The following is a 22391-nucleotide window of genomic DNA, read 5'->3' as shown; positions in this document are numbered from 1 at the left end:
TATGAACACGCATGTGAAGACCGAGAGCGCCCCCGTGTCCCTCGCGCCGATCCCCTTCATCGATGTCGCCTCGCAGCGCGCCCGGCTCGGCTCGCGCATCGACGAGGCGGTGACGCGGGTGCTGAACCATTGTCGCTTCGTGAATGGCCCGGAAGTGACCGAACTGGAGAGCCGGCTCGCCGCCTTCGCCGGCGCCAAGCATGCCATTTCCTGCTCCAGCGGCACGGATGCGCTGGCCATGATCCTCATGGCCTGGGGCGTGAAGGCCGGTGACGCCGTGTTCTGCCCCTCCTTCACCTTCTGCGCCACCGCCGAGGTGGTGCCGTGGGTCGGTGCGACGCCGGTCTTCGTCGATGTGCTGGAAGACACGTTCAATATCGACCCGCGCAGCCTTGAAGCGGCGATCACGGTGGCGAAGGAAAAGGGCCTCACCCCGAAAGTGGTGATCCCGGTCGACCTGTTCGGCCAACCGGCCGATCTCGACGCCATCACGGCGATTGCGCGGGAACACGGGCTGAAGATCCTGTGCGACACCGCGCAGGGCTTCGGCGCCACCTGGAACGGCAAGCGCACCGGCTCGTTCGGCGATGCCACCGCGACCAGTTTCTTCCCGGCCAAGCCGCTTGGCTGTTTCGGCGACGGCGGCGCGGTCTTCACCGAGGATGACGACCTCGTGCCGGTGCTCAAGAGCGTGCGCGAGCATGGCCAGGGCATCGACAAATACGAGAACGTGCGCATCGGCATGACCGGCCGTCTGGATACCATTCAGGCCGCTATCCTGCTGGAGAAGCTCAGCATTTTCGAAGATGAGATCGCAGCCCGCCAGCGCGTGGCCGCGCGCTACAACGAGGCGCTGAAGGATGTCGCCATCGTGCCGGCCGTCGATCCGCGCGCGACCTCGATCTGGGCGCAATACACGATCCGGCTGCCGCAGGGCGTGCGCGACGCTCTCGGTGCGGCGCTGCAGAAGGAAGGCGTGCCGACGGCGGTCTATTACCGCATCCCGATGCATCGCCAGCCGGCCTATGAGCAGTTTCCCGCCGCGGGCAACGGCCTGCCGGTCTCCGAGCGCCTGTCAGGCGAGGTGATCAGCCTGCCCATGCACGCCTATCTCGACGAGGCGAGCCAGGACCGGGTAGTCGCGGCGGTGCGGCGCGCGCTGGGAAAATAGCTTCTTTCCCTTACCCCGCCTTTTTGTAGGATGGACCGGCTCCCGCAAGGAACCGGTCGATGGCACCGCACGCATTGAAGCGCATGACGCCGGAAGAGTTCTATCGCTGGCCCGGCGAGGACGGCGTCCGCTACGAACTGGTGGACGGCTTTCCGCTGAAGGCGATGACCGGCGCGAGTCAGCGCCATGACACGATCACGCTGAACGTGCTGGCCGCTCTTCGCCAAAAGCTGCGCGGGTCGCCGTGCCGGGCGAATACCGCGGGCATCGCTGTCGCCACGATGACCGGCAATATCCGGCGGCCGGACGCTCTGGTCGACTGCGGTGTTCGGCTGGACACGGCCTATGAGGCGAGTTCGCCGCGCCTTGTCGTCGAGGTGCTGTCGCCGTCGACACGGCAGACCGACCTCGTGCGCAAGCTCGAAGAATACAAGGCGCTGCCTTCGCTCGCCTATATTCTGCTGGTCGAGCCGGATGTGCCGAGCGTGCTGCTATGGTGGCGGGCGCCCGGCGATGGCTGGGAACTGGCGGCGTTTGACGGGCTGGAGGGCGTCGTCGGCCTTCCCGGCATCCGCGCCGAACTCGCCATGGCCGAGATTTACGAGGATATGAGGTTTCCCGACCCGCTGGCGGGCGAAGGTGGGCTCCGTTAGGTTCCGCCACCTCACAGCGTGGCCGGACATTCCATGATTCGCAGCATCTTCTCCGTCGGTGGCTGGACGCTGCTCTCGCGGCTGACCGGCTTCGTGCGCGACATCGTCATGGCGGCGATCCTCGGCGCGGGGCCGGTGGCGGATGCGTTCTACATCGCGTTCCGCCTGCCGAACCATTTTCGCTCGATCTTCGCCGAGGGCGCGTTCAACACCGCCTTCGTGCCGGCCTACGCGCGGGTGAAGACGGTGCAGGGCGAGGCGAATGCGCGCCGCTTCGCCGATGGCATTCTCACCGCGGTGGTGCTCGTGCAGCTGGCGATCCTCGCTTTGGCGCTGGTGGCGACCGACTGGGTGGTGCGCATCCTCGCCCCCGGGCTGGCGGACGATCCCGAGCGCTTCGCGTTGACGGTCGATTTCACCCGCATCACCTTTCCCTATCTCGGGCTGATCGCGGTCGTGACGCTGGTCGGCGGCGTGCTCAATGCCAATGACCGCTTCTGGGCGGCGGCGGCCGCGTCCATTCTGCTGAATGTCGCCATGGTCGGGACGCTGAGCGCGGTCGGCCTGTTTCCCAGCGCCGGGGATGCGGCGGCATGGGGCGTGCTGATCTCGGGATTTCTCCAGCTCGGCCTGCTGGTGTGGGACGCGCAGACGCACGGGCTCGGCCTGCGCTTCGGCCGGCCGCGGCTCGATCCGGAAATGCGCCGCTTCCTCCTCGCGCTGGGCCCGGCGATCATCGGTTCGGCGGGCACGCAGCTGGCCATCTTCGCCGATACGATCATCGCCTCCTATCTGCCGCAGGGGGCGATCGCGGCGCTGTTCTATGCCGATCGGATCAACCAGCTGCCGATCGGCGTGGTCGGCATCGCCGCGGGCATCGTGCTGCTGCCGGAAATGTCGAAGCGCATCGCCGCCGGCGATGTCGATGGCGCCCGCCATGCGCAGGCGCGCGCCATCGAACTGACGGTCCTGCTGGTGCTGCCCTTCCTCGCCGCTGCGCTGGTGATCCCCGACATCATCATGCGCGGGCTGTTCCTGCGTGGCGCCTTCACGGCCGAGGCGGCGGCGGCTGCCGGGGCGACGCTGGCCGCCTATGGCATCGGGCTGCTGCCTTTCGTGGTGATGCGTGCCTTCATGTCGCCCTTCTACGCACGGGGCGACACGCGCACCCCGGTCATGGCGACGCTCGGCGCGGCGGCGGTCAATATCGCGCTCAAGATCTGGCTGATGCACGATCTGCAACAGGTCGGGCTGGCGCTGGCGACTTCGGCGGGCGGCTGGATCACGGTGCTCGTCCTGGCATTCCTGGCGCACCGGCGGGGCTATGAATGCGGCGATGCCGCGCTGCTGCGTGTGCTGCCGCGCCTCGCGACAATCGCGCTGGCCATTGCCGCGACGCTGTATGCGACCGGCATTTACGGGCCGATTCTGGTTTATCGGCTGACGCAAGGGCAGGATATCGCCCTGCTCGCCTTGTGCATTGCAGCGGGCGGGGCGGTCTATGTGGGGCTTACCGGTGTGCTGATCGGGCCTCGCTACCTCAAAGGCTTGTTGCGAGCTCGCCCGACGCGCCCGTAAGGGCTCCGTTTTATTGCTTACGCATTGCAGCAAAATTTGCTAATCGGTCATCGCCAGTCGTTTCCGTGGCGGATCGGGACATGGCCCATGACTTCGGAGCGGGACCGAAGTTTCACCTTCGCAGTCTCGGAGATTGATGCATGTCAGGTGCGTTGCCGCGTTTTTCCGTCGTTGCTCTCGCGCTTGGTGCCCTGATGCTGGCGGGGTGTTCCGAGCAGAAGCCGGCGCAGCAGCCGCCGCAGGCCGCGGCCGTCACCGTGGCCAAGCCCTCCACCCGCTCGATCACCGATTATGACGAGTATGTCGGCCGCTTCGCCGCAATCGACTTCGTCCAGGTCTATGCGCGCGTGTCGGGCTATCTCCAGAGCATCGACTTCACCGACGGTCAGCTGGTGAAGCAGGGCGACCTGCTGTTCACCATCGACAAGCGGCCCTTCCAGGTGGCGCTCGACCAGGCGCAGGCGAACCTGCAGAAGGCGCAGGCCGATCTCGACTTCGCCCAGTCCGACCTGCAGCGCGCCCAGACGCTGATCGACGACAAGACCTCGAATGCCATCTCCAAGCAGGCCTATGACCAGCGGCTGCAGACCGAGCGCACCGCGCGCGCCAGCGTGGCGGCGGCGGAGGCGGCGGTGCACGCCGCCCAGCTCGATGTCGAGTTCACCGACCTGCGCTCTCCCGTGACCGGGCGTATCGGTGATCGCAAGGTCTCCGTCGGTAATCTCGTCACCGGTGGTGCCGGAGGCGCCAACACCAACACGCTGCTCGCCACCATCGCCTCACTGGACCCGATCTATTTCGAGTTCACCTATGACGAGGCGTCCTACCTGCGCTACCAGCGCATGGCGAAGGCCATGGGCGATGCCAGCAAGGCGATCCCGGTGCAGCTCGGGCTGATTGACGAGAAGGGCTTCCCGCATGAGGGCACGCTGAACTTCGTCGACAACCAGATCAGCGAGACCACCGGCACGATCCGCGGCCGCGCGCAGTTCGCCAACCCGGACGGCGTGTTCACGCCCGGCATGTTCGGCCGCATTCAGGTGCCGTCCTCGGCGCCGCATGAGGCGGTGCTGGTGCCCGATGTCGCCATCGGCACCGAGCAGACGCGCAAATTCGTCTACGTGATGCAGCCCGGCGAGGAGCCGCAGGTGCCGCAGATGAAATATGTCACGCTCGGCCGTGTCTATGACGGCCAGCGGGTCATCGTGAGCGGCGTCAGCAAGGATGATCTCATCGTGGTGAACGGACTGGTGCGCATCCGCCCGGGCGCCAAGGTGATCGGCAAGCCCGATCAGCCGGCGCCCGCCGCGGCGGCTGCTCCCGCCGCCGCCAAGCCCGCCAACTGAACGCGGGAGCTTCGGCCATGAAATTCTCGCACTTCTTCATCGACCGACCGATCTTCGCCTCGGTCGTGTCCATCGTGGTGATGATCCTGGGCGGCGTCGCGTTCTTCGCGCTGCCGGTCGCGCAATATCCCGACATCGCCCCGCCGGTCGTCAATGTCAGCGGCCAGTATCCCGGCGCCAGCGCCGAGACGGTGGCCGACACGGTCGTCGCGCCCATCGAGCAGCAGATCAACGGCGTGGAGGGGATGCTCTACATCTCCTCCAATTCCACGGCCGACGGGCGCTTCTCCATCGCCGTGACCTTCGACATCGGCACCGATCTCGATATCGCGCAGGTTCAGGTGCAGAACCGCGTCGCCACCGCCACGCCGCGCCTGCCGCAGGAAGTGCAGCAGATCGGCGTCACGGTGACGAAATCGTCGCCCGACATCCTGATGGTCGTCAGCCTGTTCTCGCCCGACGATTCGCGCGACTCACTGTTCATTTCCAACTACGCCAACCTGCAGATCAAGGATCAGCTCCAGCGCGTTCCCGGCGTCGGCTCGATCACCGTGTTCGGCTCGCGCGACTACGCCATGCAGGTGTGGCTCGATCCGTTGAAGCTGCAGGCGCTGAACCTCACCGCGACCGACGTCACCGCCGCGCTGCAGGCGCAGAACCTGCAGGTCGCCTCCGGCGTGCTCAACGCGCCGCCGGTGGAAAAGCAGCTCGCCTTCCAGGTGGCGGTGCGCACGCTCGGGCGTCTGTCCACGCCCGAGGAGTTCGGCAACGTGGTCGTCCGCCAGGACAACAACGCCGTGGTGCGGCTGCGCGACGTGGCGCGCATCGACATCGAGGCACAGGACAATTCCTCGATCTCCTATTTCGACTCCAAGCCTTCCGTGGCGCTGGGCATCTTCCAGCTGCCGGGCTCGAACGCGCTGGCCACGGGGCAGGCGATCGAGGCGGCGATCCGGGACATCGCCAAGAGTTTCCCGGCGGGCGTCGCCTATTCCACGGCGTATAACCCCACCCAGTTCATCGCGGAATCGGTGCGCGCGGTGGAACACACGATCCTTGAGGCGATCGTGCTGGTCGTGATCGTGGTGATCCTGTTCCTGCAGAGCTGGCGCGCGGCGATCATTCCCATCCTCGCGATTCCGGTCTCGCTGATCGGCACCTTCTTCATCATGAGCCTGTTCGGCTTCTCGCTGAACAATCTCTCGCTGTTCGGCCTCGTGCTGGCGATCGGCATCGTGGTGGATGACGCCATCGTCGTGGTGGAAAGCGTCGAGCACAATATCTCGACCGGTCTGTCGCCACGCGATGCCGCCTACAAGACCATGGACGAGGTGGGTGGCGCGCTGGTGGCGATCTCGCTGGTGCTCGCCTCGGTGTTCATCCCCTCGGCGTTCATTACCGGCATATCTGGCCAGTTCTACCGCCAGTTCGCGCTGACCATCGCCGGTTCGACGCTGATCTCGCTGCTGGTCTCGCTCACCCTCTCGCCCGCGATGTGCGCGCTGCTGCTCAAGCCGCACAAGGGACCGGACCACAAGCCGGCCTGGTTCCTGCGGCCGATCACCGGCTTCTTCCACTATTTCAACAAGGGCTTCGACGCCGTTTCGCGGGGCTATGGCTGGCTCACCGGCAAGCTGGTGCGCTTCGCCGTCATCGTGCTGCTGGTCTATGCCGCCATCCTCGCCGGCGGCTTCAAGCTGTTCACCGAGACTCCGCAGGGCTTCATCCCCGCGCAGGATCGCGGCTACCTGATTGTTGCGGCGCAGCTGCCGGGCGGCGCGGCGCTCGCGCGCACCAACGAGGTGATGACGCGCGCGGCCAAGATCGCGCTCGCCCAGCCCGGCGTGGCGCATGTGGTGAACATTGTCGGCTTCTCCGGCGCCACCTTCACCAACGCACCCAATGCGGGCGCGATGTTCGTCATCCTCGGTCCGGCGGATGAGCGGGCGCTGCATCCCGGTCAGTCGGCTCCGGCAATCCAGGGCGCGCTGTTCGGCAAGCTCGCCTCGATCGAGGAAGCCTTCATGATCGTCGTCATGCCGCCGCCGGTGAATGGCATCGGCAATGCCGGCGGCTATCGCATGATGATCGAGGATCGCGGCGGGCGCGGCTATGAGGCGCTGCAGGGCGCGGTCTATGCCATGATGGGCCGTGCCGCGCAGACGCCGGGGCTCAAGCAGGTCTACTCGCTGTTCGAGACCTCGACGCCGCAGCTCTTCCTCGACATCGACCGCACCAAGGCGCAGCTGCTCGGCGTCAACATCGCCGACGTGTTCTCGACGCTTCAGACCTATATCGGCTCGTCCTATGTCAACGACTTCAACCTGTTCGGCCGCACCTACCGCGTGCAGGCACAGGCGGATGCGCCGTATCGCCTGACCTCGGAGGACCTGTTGCGGCTGCGGGTGAAGAACGACAAGGGCGAGACCGTGCCGCTCGGGTCCTTCACCAAGGTGAACGACATTTCCGGTCCCTACCGCGTGCCGCGCTACAATCTCTACCCGGCGGCGGAACTCGACGGCGACGTCAACGGCATCTCGCAAGGGCAGGCCATCCAGCTCATGCAGAACATTGCCGCCGAGACGCTGCCCGACGGCTTCTCCTACGAGTGGACGACGCTGGCCTTCCAGCAGCAGCGGGCGGGCAACACGGCGATCTTCGCCTTCGCGCTCGGCGTGGTGTTCGTGTTCCTCGTGCTGGCGGCTCAATATGAGAGCCTGACCCTGCCGCTGGCGGTCATTCTCATCGTGCCGATGTGCCTGATCGCCGCCGTGGCCGGCATTCTGTTGCGAGGGCAGGACAACAACATCCTCAGTCAGGTCGGCTTCATCGTGCTGATCGGCTTGGCGGCAAAGAACGCGATCCTGATCGTGGAATTCGCCAAGCAGCTGGAGGATCGCGGCGAGAACCGGTTCATGGCGGCGACGCACGCCGCGCAGCTTCGCCTGCGGCCGATCATCATGACCTCGTTCGCCTTCATCCTCGGCGTGGTGCCGCTGGTGCGGGCGACGGGAGCGGGTTCGGAACTGCGCCAGGCGCTCGGCACGGCGGTGTTCTCCGGCATGATCGGCGTGACCTTCTTCGGCCTGCTCTTCACGCCCACCTTCTACGTGGTGAGCCGCTGGATCGCCGGCTTCGGCGAACGCCGGCGGGAACGGGCGCGCGCGGCCAGCTCGCCGCACTGAGCGGATGGCCGCCGGGTGCGGCCGGGCCGGCGTCCTGATCCGGATATGCGAAAGGCGCCCCGCGGGGCGCCTTTTTCATGTTCTTTGCTTTCCCTCTCCCCATTGGGGAGAGGTGGCCCGCGTAGCGGGTCGGTGAGGGCTTCGGCGATTGCGGAGCGAAAGAAGACCCCTCTCCCCGCGGGGAGAGGGAGAAAGCGCTCCATCAATCCAGCACGGCCGCCTTCAGCAGGCACACCATGGTCGCGTGCGCCGGGGTGCTGCCGAGATTGCGGATGACATGGCGCCGGTCGCAGCGGTAGCGCAGGGTTTCGCCGGCGCGGGCGGTCTCGGTCACGTCGCCGCATTCCACCTGCAGCTCGCCCGACAGCACTGACAGGCATTCCACCGAGCCGCGCTGATGGCCATCGGAAATCAGCTCGCCGCCGGGTTCGGCGAGGAAATCGAACCATTGCAGCCATTCCACCGTCTTGATCCAGCCGGTAATGGTGAGGCGGCACTTGCCATCCTCCGAGAGCAGGATCGGCGTGTCGGCGCGGGTGAGGTGCTCGACGAAGGGCTCGTCATCGGTCGCCGACATGAAGCGGTCGATCGACATGTCGAGCGCCTGCGACAGCCGCCAGACGGTGGCCAGCGTCGGATTGGTCTCGTTGCGCTCGATCTGGCTGATGATCGACTTCGCCACGCCCGACTGTTCGGAAAGCTCGGACAGCGAGAGATTATAGGCTTTCCGCAGCCGCTGGATGGTGCGGCCGAGCTGTCCGGTAATGGCCTGCGCGCCGGCTTCCATGCCGTTGCGATCCAGGCTGCGCGTGCGTCCCGACATGGCGTCTCCAACCGAACCAAAGTCGGAATTTAGGTTGCCGGAAGGCGACGGCGCAAGCATGACAGGGGCGGCAGGCCTGCCGATTCACGGCTAAAGCCGCCCCCATCGGATAATGGATGCGCGCCGCGCGCGGCCGCACTAGAGTTTGCCCATGATGCAGACCAACGCTCTCCCGACCATCGACGACATCGCCTCCGCCGCCGAGCGGCTGGCCCCCGTGGCGGTGCGCACGCCGCTGATCACCAGCGCCAGGCTCGACGAATTGACGGGCGGGCGGGTGTTCCTGAAGCCGGAACCGCTGCAGCGCACCGGATCCTTCAAGTTCCGCGGCGCCTATAACCGCATTTCGCGCATTCCGCCGGACCAGCGCGCGGGGGGCGTGGTGGCCTGTTCCTCCGGCAATCACGCGCAGGGTGTCGCGGCAGCCGCGACGCTGATGGGCATGCGCTCGGTGATCGTGATGCCGAAGGACGCGCCGGCGGTGAAGCGCGCCCGCACCATCGCCTTTGGCGGGGAGGTGGTCGAGTATGACCGCGAGACCGATGATCGCGACGCCATTGCCGGCGCCATCGCGCGCGAGCGGGGCGCGGTATTCGTGCCGCCCTATGACGATTTCTACATCATTGCCGGGCAGGGCACGGTCGGGCTGGAAATCGCCCAGGACCTCGCCGCGCTTGGCCTCGCCCCCGATATCGTGGTTGCCAACGCCTCGGGCGGCGGGCTCGTCTCGGGCATCGCGCTGGCGGTGAAGGATCGTTTCCCGGAAGCGCGGGTGATGACGGCGGAGCCGGCCGGCTTCGACGACCATGCCCGTTCGTTCCGCTCCGGCGGGCGCGAGCGCAACAACCAGGTGTCCGGCTCGATCTGCGATGCGCTGCTCGCCGCGACGCCGGGCAAGCTGACCTTCGAAATCACCTCGCGCATGGTGGGCGAGGGGGTCTCGGCCACCGATGAGGAAGTGGCGCGCGCGGTCGCCTTCGCGTTCGAGGAACTGAAGATCGTGGTGGAGCCGGGCGGGGCGGTCGCGCTGGCCGCTGTGCTCGCGGGCAAGCTCGACCTGAAGGACAAGGTGGGCGCCATCGTGCTCTCGGGCGGCAATGTCGACGCCCGCGTGTTCGCACGCTGCCTCGGCATCGCCTGAGCCGGCGGGGCCGGCGGATCGCAGCCGTCAGCCGGCCGCTTGCCGGGGCGGCTGCGAGCGCGCCTGCGCGGTCTCGATATTGCTGAGGAACTGCTCGGTGCAGGCGCGCCAGCTATAGCGCTGGGCATAGGCGCGCGCGGTGCCGCGATCGATATCCACCGCGGCGAGCGCGGCGCGACGCAGGTCGTTGTCGAGCACGCCGACCGGCGCGTCGGCCGGGGCTTCGCCGATCACGTCCATCGGCCCGGTCACGGGGAAGGCGGCGACCGGCAGGCCGCTCGCCAGCGCTTCCAGCAGCACGATACCGAATGTGTCGGTGAGGCTCGGGAACACGAAGACATCGGCGGCCGCATAGATCCGCGCCAGTTCCTCGCCCTGCTTGAGGCCGACGAAATGCACGGCGGGATAGCGCGCCTCCAGTTCGGCGCGCGCGGGGCCTTCGCCCACCACGACCTTGGAGCCGGGCAGGTCGAGCGCCAGGAAGGCGGCGATGTTCTTCTCCACCGCGATGCGCCCGACCGACAGGAAGATCGGGCGGGGCAGGTCGCGCACCAACGCATCCATGTCCGCGTGCTCGCGCGGGCGGAACAGCGAGGCATCCACCCCGCGCGACCAGCGCATGATGTTGTGGAAGCCGCGCCCGCGCAGTTCGGCATCCAGCGTCGGGGTGGAGACCATCACGCCCGCGCCGGCATTGTGAAAGCGGCGCAGCCACGCATAGGACAGCGCCTGCGGCACCGGCGCGCGGGCGGCGAGATATTCGGGAAAGCGGGTGTGGTAGCTGGTGGTGAACACCCGCCCGCGCTTCAGGCAGATGCGCCGGGCCATGATGCCGAGCGGCCCCTCGGTGGCGATATGCACGAAATCCGCGCCGATCTCGTCCATTCGGCGGCCCACCATGGAGGGCGTCGCGAGGGCGAGACGGATCTCGGGATAGGTCGGCATCGGCATTGTGCGGAAGTCGCCGGGGGTAAGGAAATCGATATGGGCGCCCAGCGTCCGCGCTTCCCGCGCGGTGTTCTGCAGCGAGCGCACGACACCGTTGACCTGCGGCGTCCAGGCGTCGGTGACGATCAGGATCCGCATCACGCGGCCACCTTGGGCCTTTCGAGGAGCAGCGGGGTCTTCAGCCGCTCGCGCGCCTGCCGCGCCCAGTCGATGAGTTCGAGCCGCCCGTCGGCATGCTCGACGATGGCCGTGCAGCTTTCAACCCAGTCGCCGCAATTGACGTAATCGACGCCGTAGCTCTTGTGCATCACCGCGTGGTGAATGTGGCCGCAGATGACGCCATCGACCTTGTGGCGGCGCGCCTCGGTCGCCACGGCTTCCTCGAAGCGGCCGATGAAGTTGACGGCGTTCTTCACCTTCATCTTCGCCCACTGGCTGAGCGACCAGTAGGGAAAGCCGAGCTTGCGCCGGAAATAGTTGAGATAGGTGTTCACGCCCAGCGCGGCGGTGTAGGCGCCATCGCCGAGGAAGGCGAGCCATTTGGCGTGGCGCACCACCACGTCGAACACGTCGCCATGGATGACGAGATAGCGCCGTCCATCGGCGGCCTCGTGGATCGCGGTCTCGACCACCTCGATGCCGCCGAAATGGGTGCCGTAATAGTCGCGCAGGAATTCGTCGTGATTGCCGGGCAGATAGACGATGCGCGCGCCCTTGCGGCCCTTGCGCAGCAGCTTCTGCACCACGTCATTATGCGATTGCGGCCAGTACCAGCCGGAGCGCATGCGCCAGCCATCCACGATGTCGCCGACCAGATAGATGGTCTCGGCGTCGTGGTAACGCAGGAAATCGAGCAGCAGCTCGGCCTGGCAGCCCTTGGTTCCGAGATGGACATCGGAAAGAAAGAGGGAGCGATAGCGGCGCTCCTCAGTCGTGTCGTTCACCGCGGAAGCCCTCCCCGTCAGACCGCAAAGGGTTCGTCGATGGGTTTATAGGCGCGAGATAAGCCCGACTCGCATCACCGTTTTATGACGTTGCTGCAGTGCAGCGTCACACGAATAGCATGTGAATACTAGCGCCGATGCGCCCGTCCCTGCCGAAATCGCGCGGCAGCCGCCAAGGCCGCATCCGACGCTCCGGCAGGTTGCGCCGGATCTGCGCGACACCGGGTCCCAGCGAGGCCAGCGCTGCGGACCGTCTCCCTCGCGGGCACCTATGACAAGGCCGGCCTCGGGGGAGGCCGGCCGGGCAGATCCAGGCGGATATGTCAGTGCGCGATGAGGAGCGGCACCGGCGGATTGTCCAGCAGCGAGGCGGTCACGCCACCCAGCACCAGTTCGGCAAGGCGCGAGCGGCTATAGGCGCCGAGGACAAGGAGATTCGCACCGAACGCGTCGACTTCCGCGACGATGGCGGCGGCTGCATTGACCTCGGACAGGTGTTTATGCGTGGCATTGACCCCGTGCGAGGCGAGGTATGCCGTGAGGCGCGCGCCCGAGGCGGCGGCCTTCTCCGAGCCTTCGGCGATCGTCAGCACTTCCACCGCGTCGGCACCGGCGAGCACCGGCAATGCGAAACGCACGGCATGCCCGGCCTCGCGGGAGGGCTTCCACGCCACCACGATCCTGCCGATGCGGGCGGGCACCGGCTTGCCGGTCGGCACCACGATTACCGGCCCGTTGGAGGCGAGGGCGAGATGCTCGGGCAAGGTGGCCGCCAGTTCATCGTCCACCGTGCCGTAGCGGGTTTCGCTCACCACGGTGACATCGGCGAAGGTCACGGCGTCGCGCAGCGCGCTCGCCACGTCGCCCTCGATCGTCTCCCAGGCGCCGGAAACGCTGGCGGCCTTGAGCGCCTCGTCGAACTGGGCCTTGAGCGGGGCCTCCTTTTCCTTCGCCTCGCGGACGAGTTCGTTGACATAGATCGAGAGGGCGCGCCCCACGCGCGGAACGCCGGTGGGATAAAGTGTGTAAATCGCCGTGACGGAAGCCCCGAACTGGCGGGCGAACGCGACCGCAAAGCTCAGCCGGTCGTTGAACCCGCTATCGGTGGAGGCGTGAAGGAGAACGGTTCGGATAGCCATGGCGTGACGTCTCTCCCCTTATGGGCGGTTTGGATTTTTATGACCTTAAGTCATCCGGCGGCATCGCAAATCGGGAAAACCACCATGGGTACGCTACAGGGCAGCGGATATTCCGTAAGGTAATATCCGCTTCACAAACGTTTGAGATCGCCGCATCGCCGATTGTACCCTCTCCAAGGTACCAGCAAGGTGGCGCGGGGGCGGCCATCGCCCTGATGCCGTGGGGAGTTTTGATGCGCCTTCGCCTTGCCGTCTTCGCCGCCTTTGCCTCCGCCCTTGCCGCAACCGCCGTCATGGCCCAATCCGACATCATCACCCAGCGCGAGGCGCTGATGAAGGAATTCGGCCGCGTTACCCGCCCCGTCGGCGGCATGCTGCGCGGCGGCACGCCCTTCGACCTCGCGGCCGTGCAATCCGCGCTCGACATCTATGCCAAGAACGCCAAGGCGCTCGTGCCGCTGTTCCCGGAAGGCTCGGGCGGGGGCGAGACCGAGGCCCTGCCGTCGATCTGGCAGAAGAAGGCGGAGTTTGACGGCCTGCTCGACAAATTCGCCGCCGATGCCACGGCCGCGCGGGCAGCCATTACCGACGAGGCCAGCTTCAAGGCGGTGTTTCCGGGCGTGATTCGCACCTGCGGCACCTGCCACGACAGTTTCCGCAAGAAGAGCTGATTTTCGTGGACGCACCGCTCTCGCGCAGCACGGTCACGACGCCGCCCGCCACCGTGTTGGCCTGGGATCTGCCGACCCGCGTGGCCAAATGGCTGCTCGCGGCTCTGGTAGGGCTGGCCTTTGCCAGCCGCTACTGGGGTGATGGCGGGCTGGTCTGGCACCAGTGGAACGGCCTTGCCATTCTCGTCGTGCTGGTCTTCCGCGTGCTGTGGGGGCTGGTTGGCGGCAGCACGGCGCGGTTCTCCCGCTTCCTGCGCGGGCCGGGGGCGGTGCTGTCCTATGGGGTGGCGATGCTGCGGGGGCGGCCGCCGCATTTCCTCGGCCACAACCCCGCCGGCGGGTGGATGGTGATCGCCCTGCTCGGCGTGGTCGGCGCGCAGGCGCTGACGGGGCTGTTCACCACCGACGACATCGCGGTCTACGCGCCGCTGACCAATGTCGTCAGCGACGAGACCATGGCGCGCGCCTCCGCCTGGCACCAGCAGATCTACCCGATCCTGCTGGTGCTGCTGGGGCTACATGTCGCGGCCAATCTGGCGCACTCGTTTCTGGGCGGCGACAACCTCATCACGGCAATGATCACCGGCCGCAAACCGCGCGGCACCTTCGCCGACCGTGCGCCGGCGACGCCGGGCTCGGTGGCGCGGGCGCTGGGCTGCCTTGTCGTCGCGACCGCGGCCGTGTTTGGCGGCATTGTCCTGGCGGGCGGCAACCCCTTCCCCTGAGGCGGCGGGGACGCCGGAACGAACCGTGCGATTGAGCGTCCGGCCGGCTTGCGGGCCGGACGGACTCATGATCCAAGGCGCGCCATGAACGCGCTCAAGGGCATCGCGCTGCAGATCGGCGCGACGTTCCTCTTCACCATCATGTCCGCCATGGTGCGCATGGTTTCGGAACATGTTCCGACCGGCGAGGTCGTCTTCGCGCGCTCGTTCTTCGCCCTGTTCCCGCTGCTGGCGATGCTGACATGGCGCGGCGAGATCAGCGCGGCGGTGCGCACGGCCCATCCGGTGGGGCATGTCGTGCGCGGCACGATCGGCGTCGTGTCGATGATTCTCAGCTTCTCGGCGCTTGCCCGCATTCCGCTGGCCGACGCCACGGCGATCGGCTTCACCGCGCCGCTGCTCACCGTGGTGCTGGCCGCGCTGGTGCTGGGGGAGCGGGTGCAGGTCTATCGCTGGATGGCGGTGATGATCGGCCTGTGCGGCGTGGTGGTGATGCTGTGGCCGCACCTCACCGGCAATTTCGACACGGTCGAGCACAAGCTCGGGGCGATGATGGCGCTGGCGGCGGCCGGCTTCACCGCCGGGGCGATGATCCAGGTGCGCCGACTTACCGGCACGGAGACCACGGCCGCCATCGTGTTCTATTTTCAGGCGCTGGCGGCGGTCGCCGGCCTTGCCACGGCGGCGTGGGGCTGGGTAGTGCCGAGCCCGCGCGAGGCGATCATGCTGCTGGCCATCGGCATTCTGGGCGGCATCGCGCAGATTCTGCTGACCGAGAGCTATCGCTGGGCGCCGGCTTCCGTTGTCGCGCCCTTCACCTATTCGGCGATGCTGTGGTCGCTGCTGCTCGGCTTCGCGCTGTTTTCCGAGGTGCCGCCGCTGCTCGTGCTGCTCGGCGCCGCCATCGTCATCGGTGCCGGCCTGTTCGTCATCTGGCGCGAGCGCCGCTCGGGAATCGAGCGGCGGCTGGAGGAGGCCGCCATCACGCCGCCGGGCCCGCCCGCCTGAGCCCGTCGGCCGCCGGGCGTCCGGAAAACGCGACGGTCAGAAAGCCTTGAAGGTGATGATGGTGCGGGTGTCCTGGATGCCGGCGATGTGCTGCACCTTCTCGTTCACGAAATGGCCGATATCGGTGCTTTCGGGCACGTAGAACTTCACCAGAAGGTCGAACTCGCCGGCGGTCGAGTAGATTTCCGAGGCGATCTCGGCGTCGGCGAGTGCATTGGCCACCTCATAGGAACGGCCGAGCTGGCATTTGATCTGGACGAAGAAGGGGACCATGTCTGGCCTTCCGGGCACGGGATGGGAGCGCCAAAGGACCAGAACCGGCGCGGGCGCGCAACCCCCCGGCAGAAGGCCGCGGGCGGGCACGGTGGAAGGCGCCGGCTTGAAAGCGCGCGCCGCATCGCCTATTCCCAATTCCGTCGATCGCGTTGGGGTGCCGAGAAGGCTGAGAGGCGAGGAGCCAACCCACGAACCTGATCCGGGTCATGCCGGCGGAGGAAACGGGTCGCGCGCGCCGGGCCAGCCATGTCCGGCGGAGAACGCGCCCGCTCTCGCCGGCCAGGGAGGCGTAGAGAATGGCGGCATCCACGGCGATTGCAGTGACCATCGCGGGCTCGGATTCCGGCGGCGGCGCCGGCATACAGGCGGATCTCAAGACCTTTTCCGCGCTGGGTGTCTACGGCGCCTCGGTCATCACCGCCTTGACCGCGCAGAATACGCGCGGCGTCACCGGCATCCATGACGTACCGCCCGCCTTCATCGCCGCGCAGATGGACGCGGTGTTCGCCGATCTCGCGGTGAACGCCGTGAAAATCGGCATGCTGTCGCGCCCCGAGGTCATCGAGGCGGTGGCGGAGGGGCTCGATCGGCATTGGCTTTCCACCGTGGTGCTGGACCCGGTCATGGTGGCGGCATCGGGCGATCGGCTGCTGGTACCGGAGGCGATCGAGCAGTTGCGCGCGCGCCTGCTGCGCCGGGCGCTGCTGATCACCCCGAACCTGCCGGAGGCCGCCGCGCTGCTGGATGATGCGCCGGCAACCAGCCTTGAGGCGATGCGTGAGCAGGCGCGCGCGCTGCGCGACTTCGGGCCGCGCGCGGTGCTCATCAAGGGCGGGCACGGGGAGGGGCCGGACAGCGTCGACGTGCTGCTCGACGACGAGGGCTTCCTTGAGCTCTCGGCGCCGCGTGTGGCCACGCGCAACACGCACGGCACCGGCTGCACGCTGTCCTCCGCCATCACGGCCGGCCTCGCGCGGGGGCAGAGCCTGCGCGCGGCGGTGAGCGGCGCCAAGGCCTATCTCACGCTGGCGATCGAGGCGGCGGACGGGCTCGCCATCGGCCACGGCCACGGGCCGGTTCATCATTTCCACGCCTGGTGGTGAGCGGGGGCGTTTTCCGCGAAAATTGTTCGATTTCGCGATCCGAAACGCTCCAGTCACTTGAACCGAGAGCCCTTGTCTCATCGATCCGGCATTCCACCGGATCGACAGGGGGCTCTGGCGGCTCGCCGCGGGCATCCGGGGCTGCTATCGAGGCGGCGCACCGATCTCCAGCCCCGCAGCGTCGCCGCCGTGCCCGTGCTCGCCCCCCGTCATGCCATCTCGCTCGCCTATGCCGGGCTGTTTTTCGGCATCGGCATCTATCTGCCGTTCTTTCCGGTCTGGCTGGAGGGGCGCGGTTTCGACGCGGCGATGATCGCCTATGCGCTGGCGGTGCCGTTCGGCGTGCGCCTGTTCACCATGCCGCTGGGCGGGCTGGCGGCCGATCGCAGCGGGCGGCCGCGCGCGACGCTCATCGTCTACGCGCTGATGACGGCCCTGGCCTTCTGCGCCGTCGCGCTGGCGCCGAGCGCCGCGCTCATGCTGGTGGCGCTCGCGGTGGCGGCCAGCTTCTGGCAGCCCAGCCTGCCGGTGCTGGACGCCTATACGGTGGCGCGGCGCGCCGAAGGGCTGGTGGATTACGGCCGCGTGCGGCTGTGGGGATCGCTTTCCTTCATCGTCGGCAATTTTGCCGGCGGCTTCCTGCTCGGCGGTCTGCCCGGGGATGCCGTGGTGTGGTTCATTGTGGCGGGCAGCCTGATGGCCGCGTTCGCCGCGCTGGCGCTGGACGAGGTGGAACCCGCACCCCGCGCGTCGGCGGCGCGCGGGTGGCCGAAGGTTTCCGCCGTGCTCGCGGTCGCCATCATTGCGGCGGCGCTGGTGCAATCCTCGCACGCGACGCTCTATGCCTTCGCCTCGCTCAGCTGGCGGGCGCAGGGCCTGTCGGATGCGATGATCGGCACGATGTGGGCGACCGGGGTGATCGCCGAGGTGGTGCTGTTTCGCTATGCCACCCGCGTCACCCGCGCGCTCGGTCCGGCGCTGCTTCTGGCCATTGGCGGGCTTGGCGGGGTCATCCGCTTCGTCGCGATGAGCTTCGACGCGCCGCTCGTGCTGCTGCCGGCGCTGCAGGTGCTGCATGCCGCCACCTTTGGCTGCACCTATCTGGGCACGGTGGAAATGGTGGCGCGCCATGCGCCGGCCGGGCGCGGCACGGCGGTGCAGGCGCTGGCGGCATGGGCGACCACCATCGCCATGGCGCTGGCGACGCTGGCATCGGGCCCGCTATGGCAGGCCTATGGCGCGCACGCCTTCCTGTTTTCCGCCGCGCTTGCCGGCGCCGGCGGGATGATCGCGCTCCTCGCGGCGCGGCGCTGATCAGCCCCAGAGTTCCGGCCCGGCCGGATGGACGCGGCTGCCGGCATAGACCAGCCCCGGCTCGCGGTCGCGCGCCAGCAGCAGCGGCCCGTCGAGATCGACGAAACGCGCCTGTGCGGCCAGCAGCAGGGCGGGCGCCATGGCGAGCGAGGTGCCGACCATGCAGCCGACCATGATGTCGAGCCCGGCGGCGCGTGCCTGCGCGGCGAGCGCCAGCGCCTCGGTGAGCCCGCCGGTCTTGTCGAGCTTGATGTTGATGGCATCGTAGCGCCCCACCAGCCGGTGCAGCGTGTCGCGCCCATGCGCGCTCTCGTCGGCGCACACGGCAATCGGCCGCGTCATCTCGCCCAGCCGCGCATCCGCGCTGGTCGGCAGCGGCTGCTCGACCAGTTCGACGCCGGCCTGCGCGCAGGCATCGAGATGGGCGGCGAGATTATCGGGGGTCCATCCCTCGTTGGCGTCGACGATGAGGCGCACATGCGGAGCGGCCGCGCGGATCGCCCGCAGCCGCTCCATGTCGCCCTCCGCGCCGAGCTTGAGCTTGAGCAATTGGTGGCCCGCTTGCCCGGTGGCCTCGGCCGCCGCCTGCGCCATCGCCTTGGGCGTGCCGAGGCTGAGCGTGTAGGCGGTGACGACCGGCTCGGGCGCGGCCAGCCCGGCCAGCGCGAAGGCGCGCCGCCCGCTGCGCTTGGCCTCAAGGTCCCACAAGGCGCAGTCGAGCGCGTTGCGCGCCGCGCCGGCCGGCATCCGCGCCTGCAGCGCGGCGCGGTCGAGACCGCCCGCCACCGCATCCGCCTGCTGGGCGATCGCCGCGGCGACGCCGTCCACGCTCTCGCCGTAGCGGGCATAGGGCACGCATTCCCCGCGTCCGATCGCCGCGCCGTCGCGGATCGTGGCGGTCACCACCACGGCCTCGGTCTTGGAGCCGCGGGCGATGGTGAAGGCGCCGCGGATGGGGAAGCGTTCGATGCTGACGGTCAGCTCTGGCATGCGGAAGGCCGGGTCCATCCTGGTGGGCGGGTCATGCGAATCGGCGGGCGAGTTTACGGCCACTGACGGGGTGAGGGCGAGGCCGCTCGCGTCACAAGGAAAGCACAGTGCGCGACGGAGCATCGCATAAGTGTAACATGATACCGTTATAGAGGGCTGCCCGCTCGACAGAGCTTGAGGCGTAGGGGTATGAAATAAAACGATGAAATGTTTCCGCCTGCCAAAATCCAATGGGCCGGCGGGTCCGCAGGCGGACGGGAGAGGGAGAGCCGGTCTTGGGAGTTGCTGAGGCGCCGCTTCTGGCGACGGCACGCAACGGGCGGGAACTGGTGTTTGTCGGCAATGGCCGGTGGGCGGCGGTGCAGGCCCGCGCGCTGGAAGGCGCCGTCGAGGCGGGCCTTGCCGAACTGGGCAACGGCCCCGTCGAGACCGCGCGGCTGGATTTTTCCGGGGTGCGCCGCATCGATACGGTGGGCGCGGTGGTGATCGACCGGCTGCAGCGCGGGCTGGAGGCGGCTGGCGTGCGCTACCAGATGGTCGGGCTCGATCGCCGCTTCCAACCCCTGCTCGACGAGGTGGCGCGCGGTTGCCATCAGGTGCCGCCGGTGCGGCAGCACGACAACGCGGTGACGGGCGGGCTCATCGTGGTCGGCCGCACGGTGGCGGATACCGGACAGGACGCGCTGTTCTTTCTCTCCTTCATCGGCGCGGTGGCGAGTTCGCTGGCGCGCGTGACCCTGCGCCCGCACACGTTCCGGTGGACCTCCATGGTCTATCACCTGGAGCGCACCTGCCTGCGGGCGGTGCCGATCATCGCGCTGATCACTTTCCTCATCGGCTGCATCATCGCCCAGCAGGGCATTTTCCATTTCCGCAAGTTCGGCGCCACGACCTATGTGGTGGACATGGTCGGCATTCTCACGCTGCGCGAACTGGGCGTGCTGATCGTCTCGATCATGGTGGCCGGCCGGTCGGGCAGCGCCTTCACCGCCGAACTCGGCTCCATGCGCATGCGCGAGGAAGTGGACGCGCTGCGCGTGATGGGGTTCGATCCCAACGAGGTTCTGGTGCTGCCGCGCCTCGTCGCGCTGGTCATCGCGGTGCCGCTGCTCACCTTCATCGGCAACATGTGCGCCCTGTTCGGCGGCGGGCTGGTGGCGTGGGTCTATGGCGGCATCTCGCCGGAGATCTTCATCAGCCGGCTGCAGGAAGCGATCTCGCTGTCGACCTTCGAGGTCGGCATGATCAAGGCGCCGTTCATGGCGGCGATCATCGGGCTCATCGCCTGCATGGAGGGCATGCGGGTCGGCGGCAGCGCCGAATCGCTGGGGGCCCACACCACGGCGGCGGTGGTGAAGGCGATCTTCCTCGTCATCGTGGTGGACGGCCTGTTCGCCATGTTCTTCGCCGCGATCGACATGTGAGGCGGAGCCGGTGACGCAACCCCAACCCGTTCAAAACGCGGCGCCTGGCGGCTATCGGGTCCCGGCGGCGGTGGCGCCGATCATCAGCGTGCGCGACATCGTGGTCGCGTTCGGCGAGCGCACCGTGCTCAAGGGCCTGTCGCTGGACGTGATGCCGGGCGAGATCATGGGCTTTGTCGGCGCCTCGGGCGGCGGCAAGTCGGTGCTCACGCGCACCATTCTCGGCCTGGTGCCCAAGCGCTCGGGCACGGTGGAAGTGTTCGGGCAGAATCTCGACGAACTGTCCTTCTCGCAGCGGCGGGAACTTGAGCAGCGCTGGGGCGTCTTGTTCCAGCAGGGCGCGCTGTTCTCCTCGCTCAGCGTGCGGCAGAACATCCAGTTCCCGATGCGGGAATATCTCGATATCTCGCAGGGGCTGATGGACGAAATCACCGTCGCCAAGATCGAGATGGTCGGCCTGCAGCCGGATGTCATCGAGAAGATGCCCTCGGAGCTTTCCGGCGGCATGATCAAGCGCGTCGCGCTGGCGCGGGCCCTGGCGCTCGATCCGGAGATCCTGTTCCTCGACGAGCCGACCTCGGGTCTGGACCCGATCGGCGCGGGCGAGTTTGACGAGCTTATCGCCACGCTTCAGCAGACTTTGGGCCTGACCGTATTCATGGTAACGCACGATCTCGACAGCCTTCACACGGTTTGCGACCGCATCGCCGCCCTCGCGGACGGGCAGGTCGTTGCCGTTGGGCCGATAGAAACCATGCTTGAATCGAAGCATGCCTGGGTTTCCGCCTATTTCCACGGAAAGCGGGCACGGGCTGCGGGATTTGGACCGGCCGCGGGTATTGGACCGGCGGGCGGGAACGGACGGGAAGGGGCGCGCTGAGGCCGGATCATGGAAACACGCGCCAATTACATCATTATCGGCCTGTTCACGCTCGCCGTCATCGCCGCGGGCTTCGGCTTCGTGTGGTGGTTCAACGGCTCGAACAGCCGCGGGCCGCGCGCCTCCTATGACGTGGTGTTCAGTGGCGCGGTAAGCGGGCTGCAGACCGGCTCCGCCGTCACGTTCAACGGCATTCCCGTGGGCGAAGTGACGCGGCTGCGGCTCGACAAGGAAGATCCGCGCAAGGTTGTCGCCACGGTGGCGGTGCAGCCGGATACGCCGGTCAAGTCCGACACGCGTGCGGAGTTGGACGCCCAGGTGCTGACCGGTCTCGCCTCGGTGGGGCTGATCGGCGGTTCGGCCACCGCCACCCCTCTGCCGGCGCCGCCGGAGGGCCAGTTGCCGCGCATCGAGGCGGATGCCAGCGCGGTGCAGGACCTGATGCAGGGCGCCCGGCAGGTGATGGGACGGGTGGACGACATCGCCCGCCGCGTCGACGACCTGCTGCGCGACAATGAGGGCAAGATTTCCTCGGTCATCGACAATGTCGACAAGTTCACCACGGTGCTCGGCAACAATGCCGACACGATCAACGGGCTGATCACCGATGTCGGCGCGGCGGCCCGTCGTATCGACCAGCTGGCCGGCAATCTCGACAAGACGGTCACGGCCGTCGAGCCGGACAAGGTGCGCGCCATCGTCGACAACGTCGCCCAGTTTTCCACGCAGCTGGAGGGCATGACCAGCAAGGTCAACGCCATTCTGGACAACGTGAACGGCCTGACCTCGGGTGAGGAGGGCAAGGGCATGTTCAACGAGATCACCGCGGCGGCGGCCGAGGTGCGCAAGCTGGCGGCCAATCTCGATACGCGCACCGCCGAGCTGACCGCCAACCTGAACGAGTTTACCGGGCCGGGGCTGCGTCAATATCAGGCGCTGGCCGTGGACGGGCGGCGCACGCTCGCCGAAATCGAGCGCGTGTTCCGCAAGCTGGAGAGCAACCCGCGGCAGTTCCTCTTTGGGGGCTCTTCGGTTCCCGGCTACAGTGGGCGCTAAGAACATGCGGGCGCGG

20 protein-coding genes are annotated in these 22391 nt (G+C 67.6%); 14 read left to right on the top strand and 6 right to left on the bottom strand.

Annotated features, from left to right (window positions below; genetic code table 11):
• Position 1: 1 nt before the first annotated feature.
• The 5 genes from QOZ99_RS01570 to QOZ99_RS01550 all read left to right on the top strand — a co-directional run bounded on the left by QOZ99_RS01570 (position 2) and on the right by QOZ99_RS01550 (position 7933).
• On the top strand, positions 2 to 1171 hold the full coding sequence (locus tag QOZ99_RS01570) for a DegT/DnrJ/EryC1/StrS family aminotransferase (RefSeq protein WP_306888119.1): 1170 nt from the start codon (positions 2 to 4) through the stop codon (positions 1169 to 1171).
• A 59-nt stretch (positions 1172 to 1230) separates the two neighbouring features.
• Positions 1231 to 1824, top strand: coding sequence for a Uma2 family endonuclease (locus QOZ99_RS01565; RefSeq protein ID WP_306888118.1), 594 nt, complete (start codon positions 1231 to 1233; stop codon positions 1822 to 1824).
• Between the two features lie 33 nt (positions 1825 to 1857).
• The gene (gene murJ / locus QOZ99_RS01560; RefSeq protein WP_306888117.1) at positions 1858 to 3402 is read left to right on the top strand and encodes a murein biosynthesis integral membrane protein MurJ; all 1545 of its coding nucleotides are present in this window, start codon (positions 1858 to 1860) and stop codon (positions 3400 to 3402) included.
• Positions 3403 to 3542: 140 nt separating this feature from the next.
• The gene (locus tag QOZ99_RS01555) at positions 3543 to 4748 is read left to right on the top strand and encodes an efflux RND transporter periplasmic adaptor subunit (RefSeq protein WP_306888116.1); all 1206 of its coding nucleotides are present in this window, start codon (positions 3543 to 3545) and stop codon (positions 4746 to 4748) included.
• A gap of 17 nt (positions 4749 to 4765) precedes the next feature.
• Positions 4766 to 7933, top strand: a complete 3168-nt coding sequence (locus QOZ99_RS01550) for an efflux RND transporter permease subunit (RefSeq protein ID WP_306888115.1) — start codon at positions 4766 to 4768, stop codon at positions 7931 to 7933.
• 202 nt (positions 7934 to 8135) lie between these two features.
• On the opposite strand, the gene QOZ99_RS01545 is transcribed toward QOZ99_RS01550, so the two are convergent.
• Positions 8136 to 8756: a helix-turn-helix domain-containing protein gene (locus QOZ99_RS01545; protein WP_183190994.1), complete on the bottom strand. Its 621-nt coding sequence runs from the start codon at positions 8754 to 8756 to the stop codon at positions 8136 to 8138.
• A 151-nt stretch (positions 8757 to 8907) separates the two neighbouring features.
• On the opposite strand from QOZ99_RS01545, the gene QOZ99_RS01540 reads away from it, so the two are divergent.
• Positions 8908 to 9897 carry a threonine ammonia-lyase gene (locus tag QOZ99_RS01540; RefSeq protein ID WP_306888114.1) on the top strand — a complete coding sequence of 330 codons (990 nt, stop codon included), beginning with the start codon at positions 8908 to 8910 and terminating at the stop codon, positions 9895 to 9897.
• Between the two features lie 27 nt (positions 9898 to 9924).
• On the opposite strand, the gene QOZ99_RS01535 is transcribed toward QOZ99_RS01540, so the two are convergent.
• The 3 genes from QOZ99_RS01535 to QOZ99_RS01525 all read right to left on the bottom strand — a co-directional run bounded on the left by QOZ99_RS01535 (position 9925) and on the right by QOZ99_RS01525 (position 12928).
• Entirely contained in the window at positions 9925 to 10983 is a 1059-nt protein-coding gene (locus QOZ99_RS01535) for a glycosyltransferase family 4 protein (protein WP_306888113.1), read from the bottom strand.
• The gene (locus tag QOZ99_RS01530) at positions 10983 to 11789 is read right to left on the bottom strand and encodes a UDP-2,3-diacylglucosamine diphosphatase (protein WP_306888112.1); all 807 of its coding nucleotides are present in this window, start codon (positions 11787 to 11789) and stop codon (positions 10983 to 10985) included. Before QOZ99_RS01530 ends, QOZ99_RS01535 begins: the two co-directional genes overlap by 1 nt.
• A gap of 323 nt (positions 11790 to 12112) precedes the next feature.
• Positions 12113 to 12928, bottom strand: coding sequence for a universal stress protein (locus QOZ99_RS01525; RefSeq protein ID WP_306888111.1), 816 nt, complete (start codon positions 12926 to 12928; stop codon positions 12113 to 12115).
• A gap of 233 nt (positions 12929 to 13161) precedes the next feature.
• On the opposite strand from QOZ99_RS01525, the gene QOZ99_RS01520 reads away from it, so the two are divergent.
• The 3 genes from QOZ99_RS01520 to QOZ99_RS01510 all read left to right on the top strand — a co-directional run bounded on the left by QOZ99_RS01520 (position 13162) and on the right by QOZ99_RS01510 (position 15332).
• Positions 13162 to 13599, top strand: coding sequence for a c-type cytochrome (locus tag QOZ99_RS01520; protein WP_306888110.1), 438 nt, complete (start codon positions 13162 to 13164; stop codon positions 13597 to 13599).
• 5 nt (positions 13600 to 13604) lie between these two features.
• Positions 13605 to 14324, top strand: coding sequence for a cytochrome b/b6 domain-containing protein (locus QOZ99_RS01515; RefSeq protein ID WP_306888109.1), 720 nt, complete (start codon positions 13605 to 13607; stop codon positions 14322 to 14324).
• An 84-nt stretch (positions 14325 to 14408) separates the two neighbouring features.
• The gene (locus QOZ99_RS01510) at positions 14409 to 15332 is read left to right on the top strand and encodes a DMT family transporter (RefSeq protein ID WP_306888108.1); all 924 of its coding nucleotides are present in this window, start codon (positions 14409 to 14411) and stop codon (positions 15330 to 15332) included.
• Between the two features lie 36 nt (positions 15333 to 15368).
• Here QOZ99_RS01510 and QOZ99_RS01505 read toward each other — a convergent pair whose 3' ends face one another.
• On the bottom strand, positions 15369 to 15605 hold the full coding sequence (locus QOZ99_RS01505) for an Lrp/AsnC ligand binding domain-containing protein (protein WP_306888107.1): 237 nt from the start codon (positions 15603 to 15605) through the stop codon (positions 15369 to 15371).
• A gap of 299 nt (positions 15606 to 15904) precedes the next feature.
• On the opposite strand from QOZ99_RS01505, the gene thiD reads away from it, so the two are divergent.
• Positions 15905 to 16711: a bifunctional hydroxymethylpyrimidine kinase/phosphomethylpyrimidine kinase gene (gene thiD / locus QOZ99_RS01500; RefSeq protein ID WP_306888106.1), complete on the top strand. Its 807-nt coding sequence runs from the start codon at positions 15905 to 15907 to the stop codon at positions 16709 to 16711.
• A 189-nt stretch (positions 16712 to 16900) separates the two neighbouring features.
• Positions 16901 to 18025, top strand: coding sequence for an MFS transporter (locus QOZ99_RS01495; protein ID WP_370876774.1), 1125 nt, complete (start codon positions 16901 to 16903; stop codon positions 18023 to 18025).
• Here QOZ99_RS01495 and dgcA read toward each other — a convergent pair whose 3' ends face one another.
• The gene (gene dgcA, locus QOZ99_RS01490) at positions 18026 to 19015 is read right to left on the bottom strand and encodes an N-acetyl-D-Glu racemase DgcA (RefSeq protein WP_306888104.1); all 990 of its coding nucleotides are present in this window, start codon (positions 19013 to 19015) and stop codon (positions 18026 to 18028) included.
• 275 nt (positions 19016 to 19290) lie between these two features.
• On the opposite strand from dgcA, the gene QOZ99_RS01485 reads away from it, so the two are divergent.
• From QOZ99_RS01485 to QOZ99_RS01475, 3 genes are all read left to right on the top strand, one after another.
• The gene (locus QOZ99_RS01485; protein ID WP_306888103.1) at positions 19291 to 20439 is read left to right on the top strand and encodes an MlaE family ABC transporter permease; all 1149 of its coding nucleotides are present in this window, start codon (positions 19291 to 19293) and stop codon (positions 20437 to 20439) included.
• A 79-nt stretch (positions 20440 to 20518) separates the two neighbouring features.
• Positions 20519 to 21319, top strand: a complete 801-nt coding sequence (locus QOZ99_RS01480; RefSeq protein WP_306888428.1) for an ABC transporter ATP-binding protein — start codon at positions 20519 to 20521, stop codon at positions 21317 to 21319.
• Between the two features lie 9 nt (positions 21320 to 21328).
• Positions 21329 to 22375 (top strand): MlaD family protein, encoded by a 1047-nt coding sequence (locus tag QOZ99_RS01475; RefSeq protein WP_306888102.1) that lies wholly within the window; start codon positions 21329 to 21331, stop codon positions 22373 to 22375.
• The last annotated feature ends 16 nt before the right edge of the window (positions 22376 to 22391 follow it).

The sequence above is a fragment of the Ancylobacter amanitiformis genome, assembly GCF_030814815.1.
GTDB classification, from domain to species: domain Bacteria; phylum Pseudomonadota; class Alphaproteobacteria; order Rhizobiales; family Xanthobacteraceae; genus Ancylobacter; species Ancylobacter amanitiformis.
The sequence above is the reverse complement of the archived record's forward strand: the minus strand, read 5'-3'. Positions and strand labels throughout refer to the sequence as shown.

Excerpts from the sequence above, each read along its gene's own strand:
- QOZ99_RS01525 (WP_306888111.1), bottom strand. The coding sequence starts at position 12,928 with ATGGCTATCCGAACCGTTCTCCTTCACGCCTCCACCGATAGCGGGTTC.
- murJ (WP_306888117.1), top strand. The coding sequence starts at position 1,858 with ATGATTCGCAGCATCTTCTCCGTCGGTGGCTGGACGCTGCTCTCGCGG.
- QOZ99_RS01520 (WP_306888110.1), top strand. The coding sequence starts at position 13,162 with ATGCGCCTTCGCCTTGCCGTCTTCGCCGCCTTTGCCTCCGCCCTTGCC.
- QOZ99_RS01540 (WP_306888114.1), top strand. The coding sequence starts at position 8,908 with ATGATGCAGACCAACGCTCTCCCGACCATCGACGACATCGCCTCCGCC.
- QOZ99_RS01475 (WP_306888102.1), top strand. The coding sequence starts at position 21,329 with ATGGAAACACGCGCCAATTACATCATTATCGGCCTGTTCACGCTCGCC.
- dgcA (WP_306888104.1), bottom strand. The coding sequence starts at position 19,015 with ATGCCAGAGCTGACCGTCAGCATCGAACGCTTCCCCATCCGCGGCGCC.
- QOZ99_RS01535 (WP_306888113.1), bottom strand. The coding sequence starts at position 10,983 with ATGCGGATCCTGATCGTCACCGACGCCTGGACGCCGCAGGTCAACGGT.
- QOZ99_RS01510 (WP_306888108.1), top strand. The coding sequence starts at position 14,409 with ATGAACGCGCTCAAGGGCATCGCGCTGCAGATCGGCGCGACGTTCCTC.
- QOZ99_RS01555 (WP_306888116.1), top strand. The coding sequence starts at position 3,543 with ATGTCAGGTGCGTTGCCGCGTTTTTCCGTCGTTGCTCTCGCGCTTGGT.
- QOZ99_RS01565 (WP_306888118.1), top strand. The coding sequence starts at position 1,231 with ATGGCACCGCACGCATTGAAGCGCATGACGCCGGAAGAGTTCTATCGC.
- QOZ99_RS01545 (WP_183190994.1), bottom strand. The coding sequence starts at position 8,756 with ATGTCGGGACGCACGCGCAGCCTGGATCGCAACGGCATGGAAGCCGGC.
- QOZ99_RS01570 (WP_306888119.1), top strand. The coding sequence starts at position 2 with ATGAACACGCATGTGAAGACCGAGAGCGCCCCCGTGTCCCTCGCGCCG.
- thiD (WP_306888106.1), top strand. The coding sequence starts at position 15,905 with ATGGCGGCATCCACGGCGATTGCAGTGACCATCGCGGGCTCGGATTCC.
- QOZ99_RS01505 (WP_306888107.1), bottom strand. The coding sequence starts at position 15,605 with ATGGTCCCCTTCTTCGTCCAGATCAAATGCCAGCTCGGCCGTTCCTAT.
- QOZ99_RS01550 (WP_306888115.1), top strand. The coding sequence starts at position 4,766 with ATGAAATTCTCGCACTTCTTCATCGACCGACCGATCTTCGCCTCGGTC.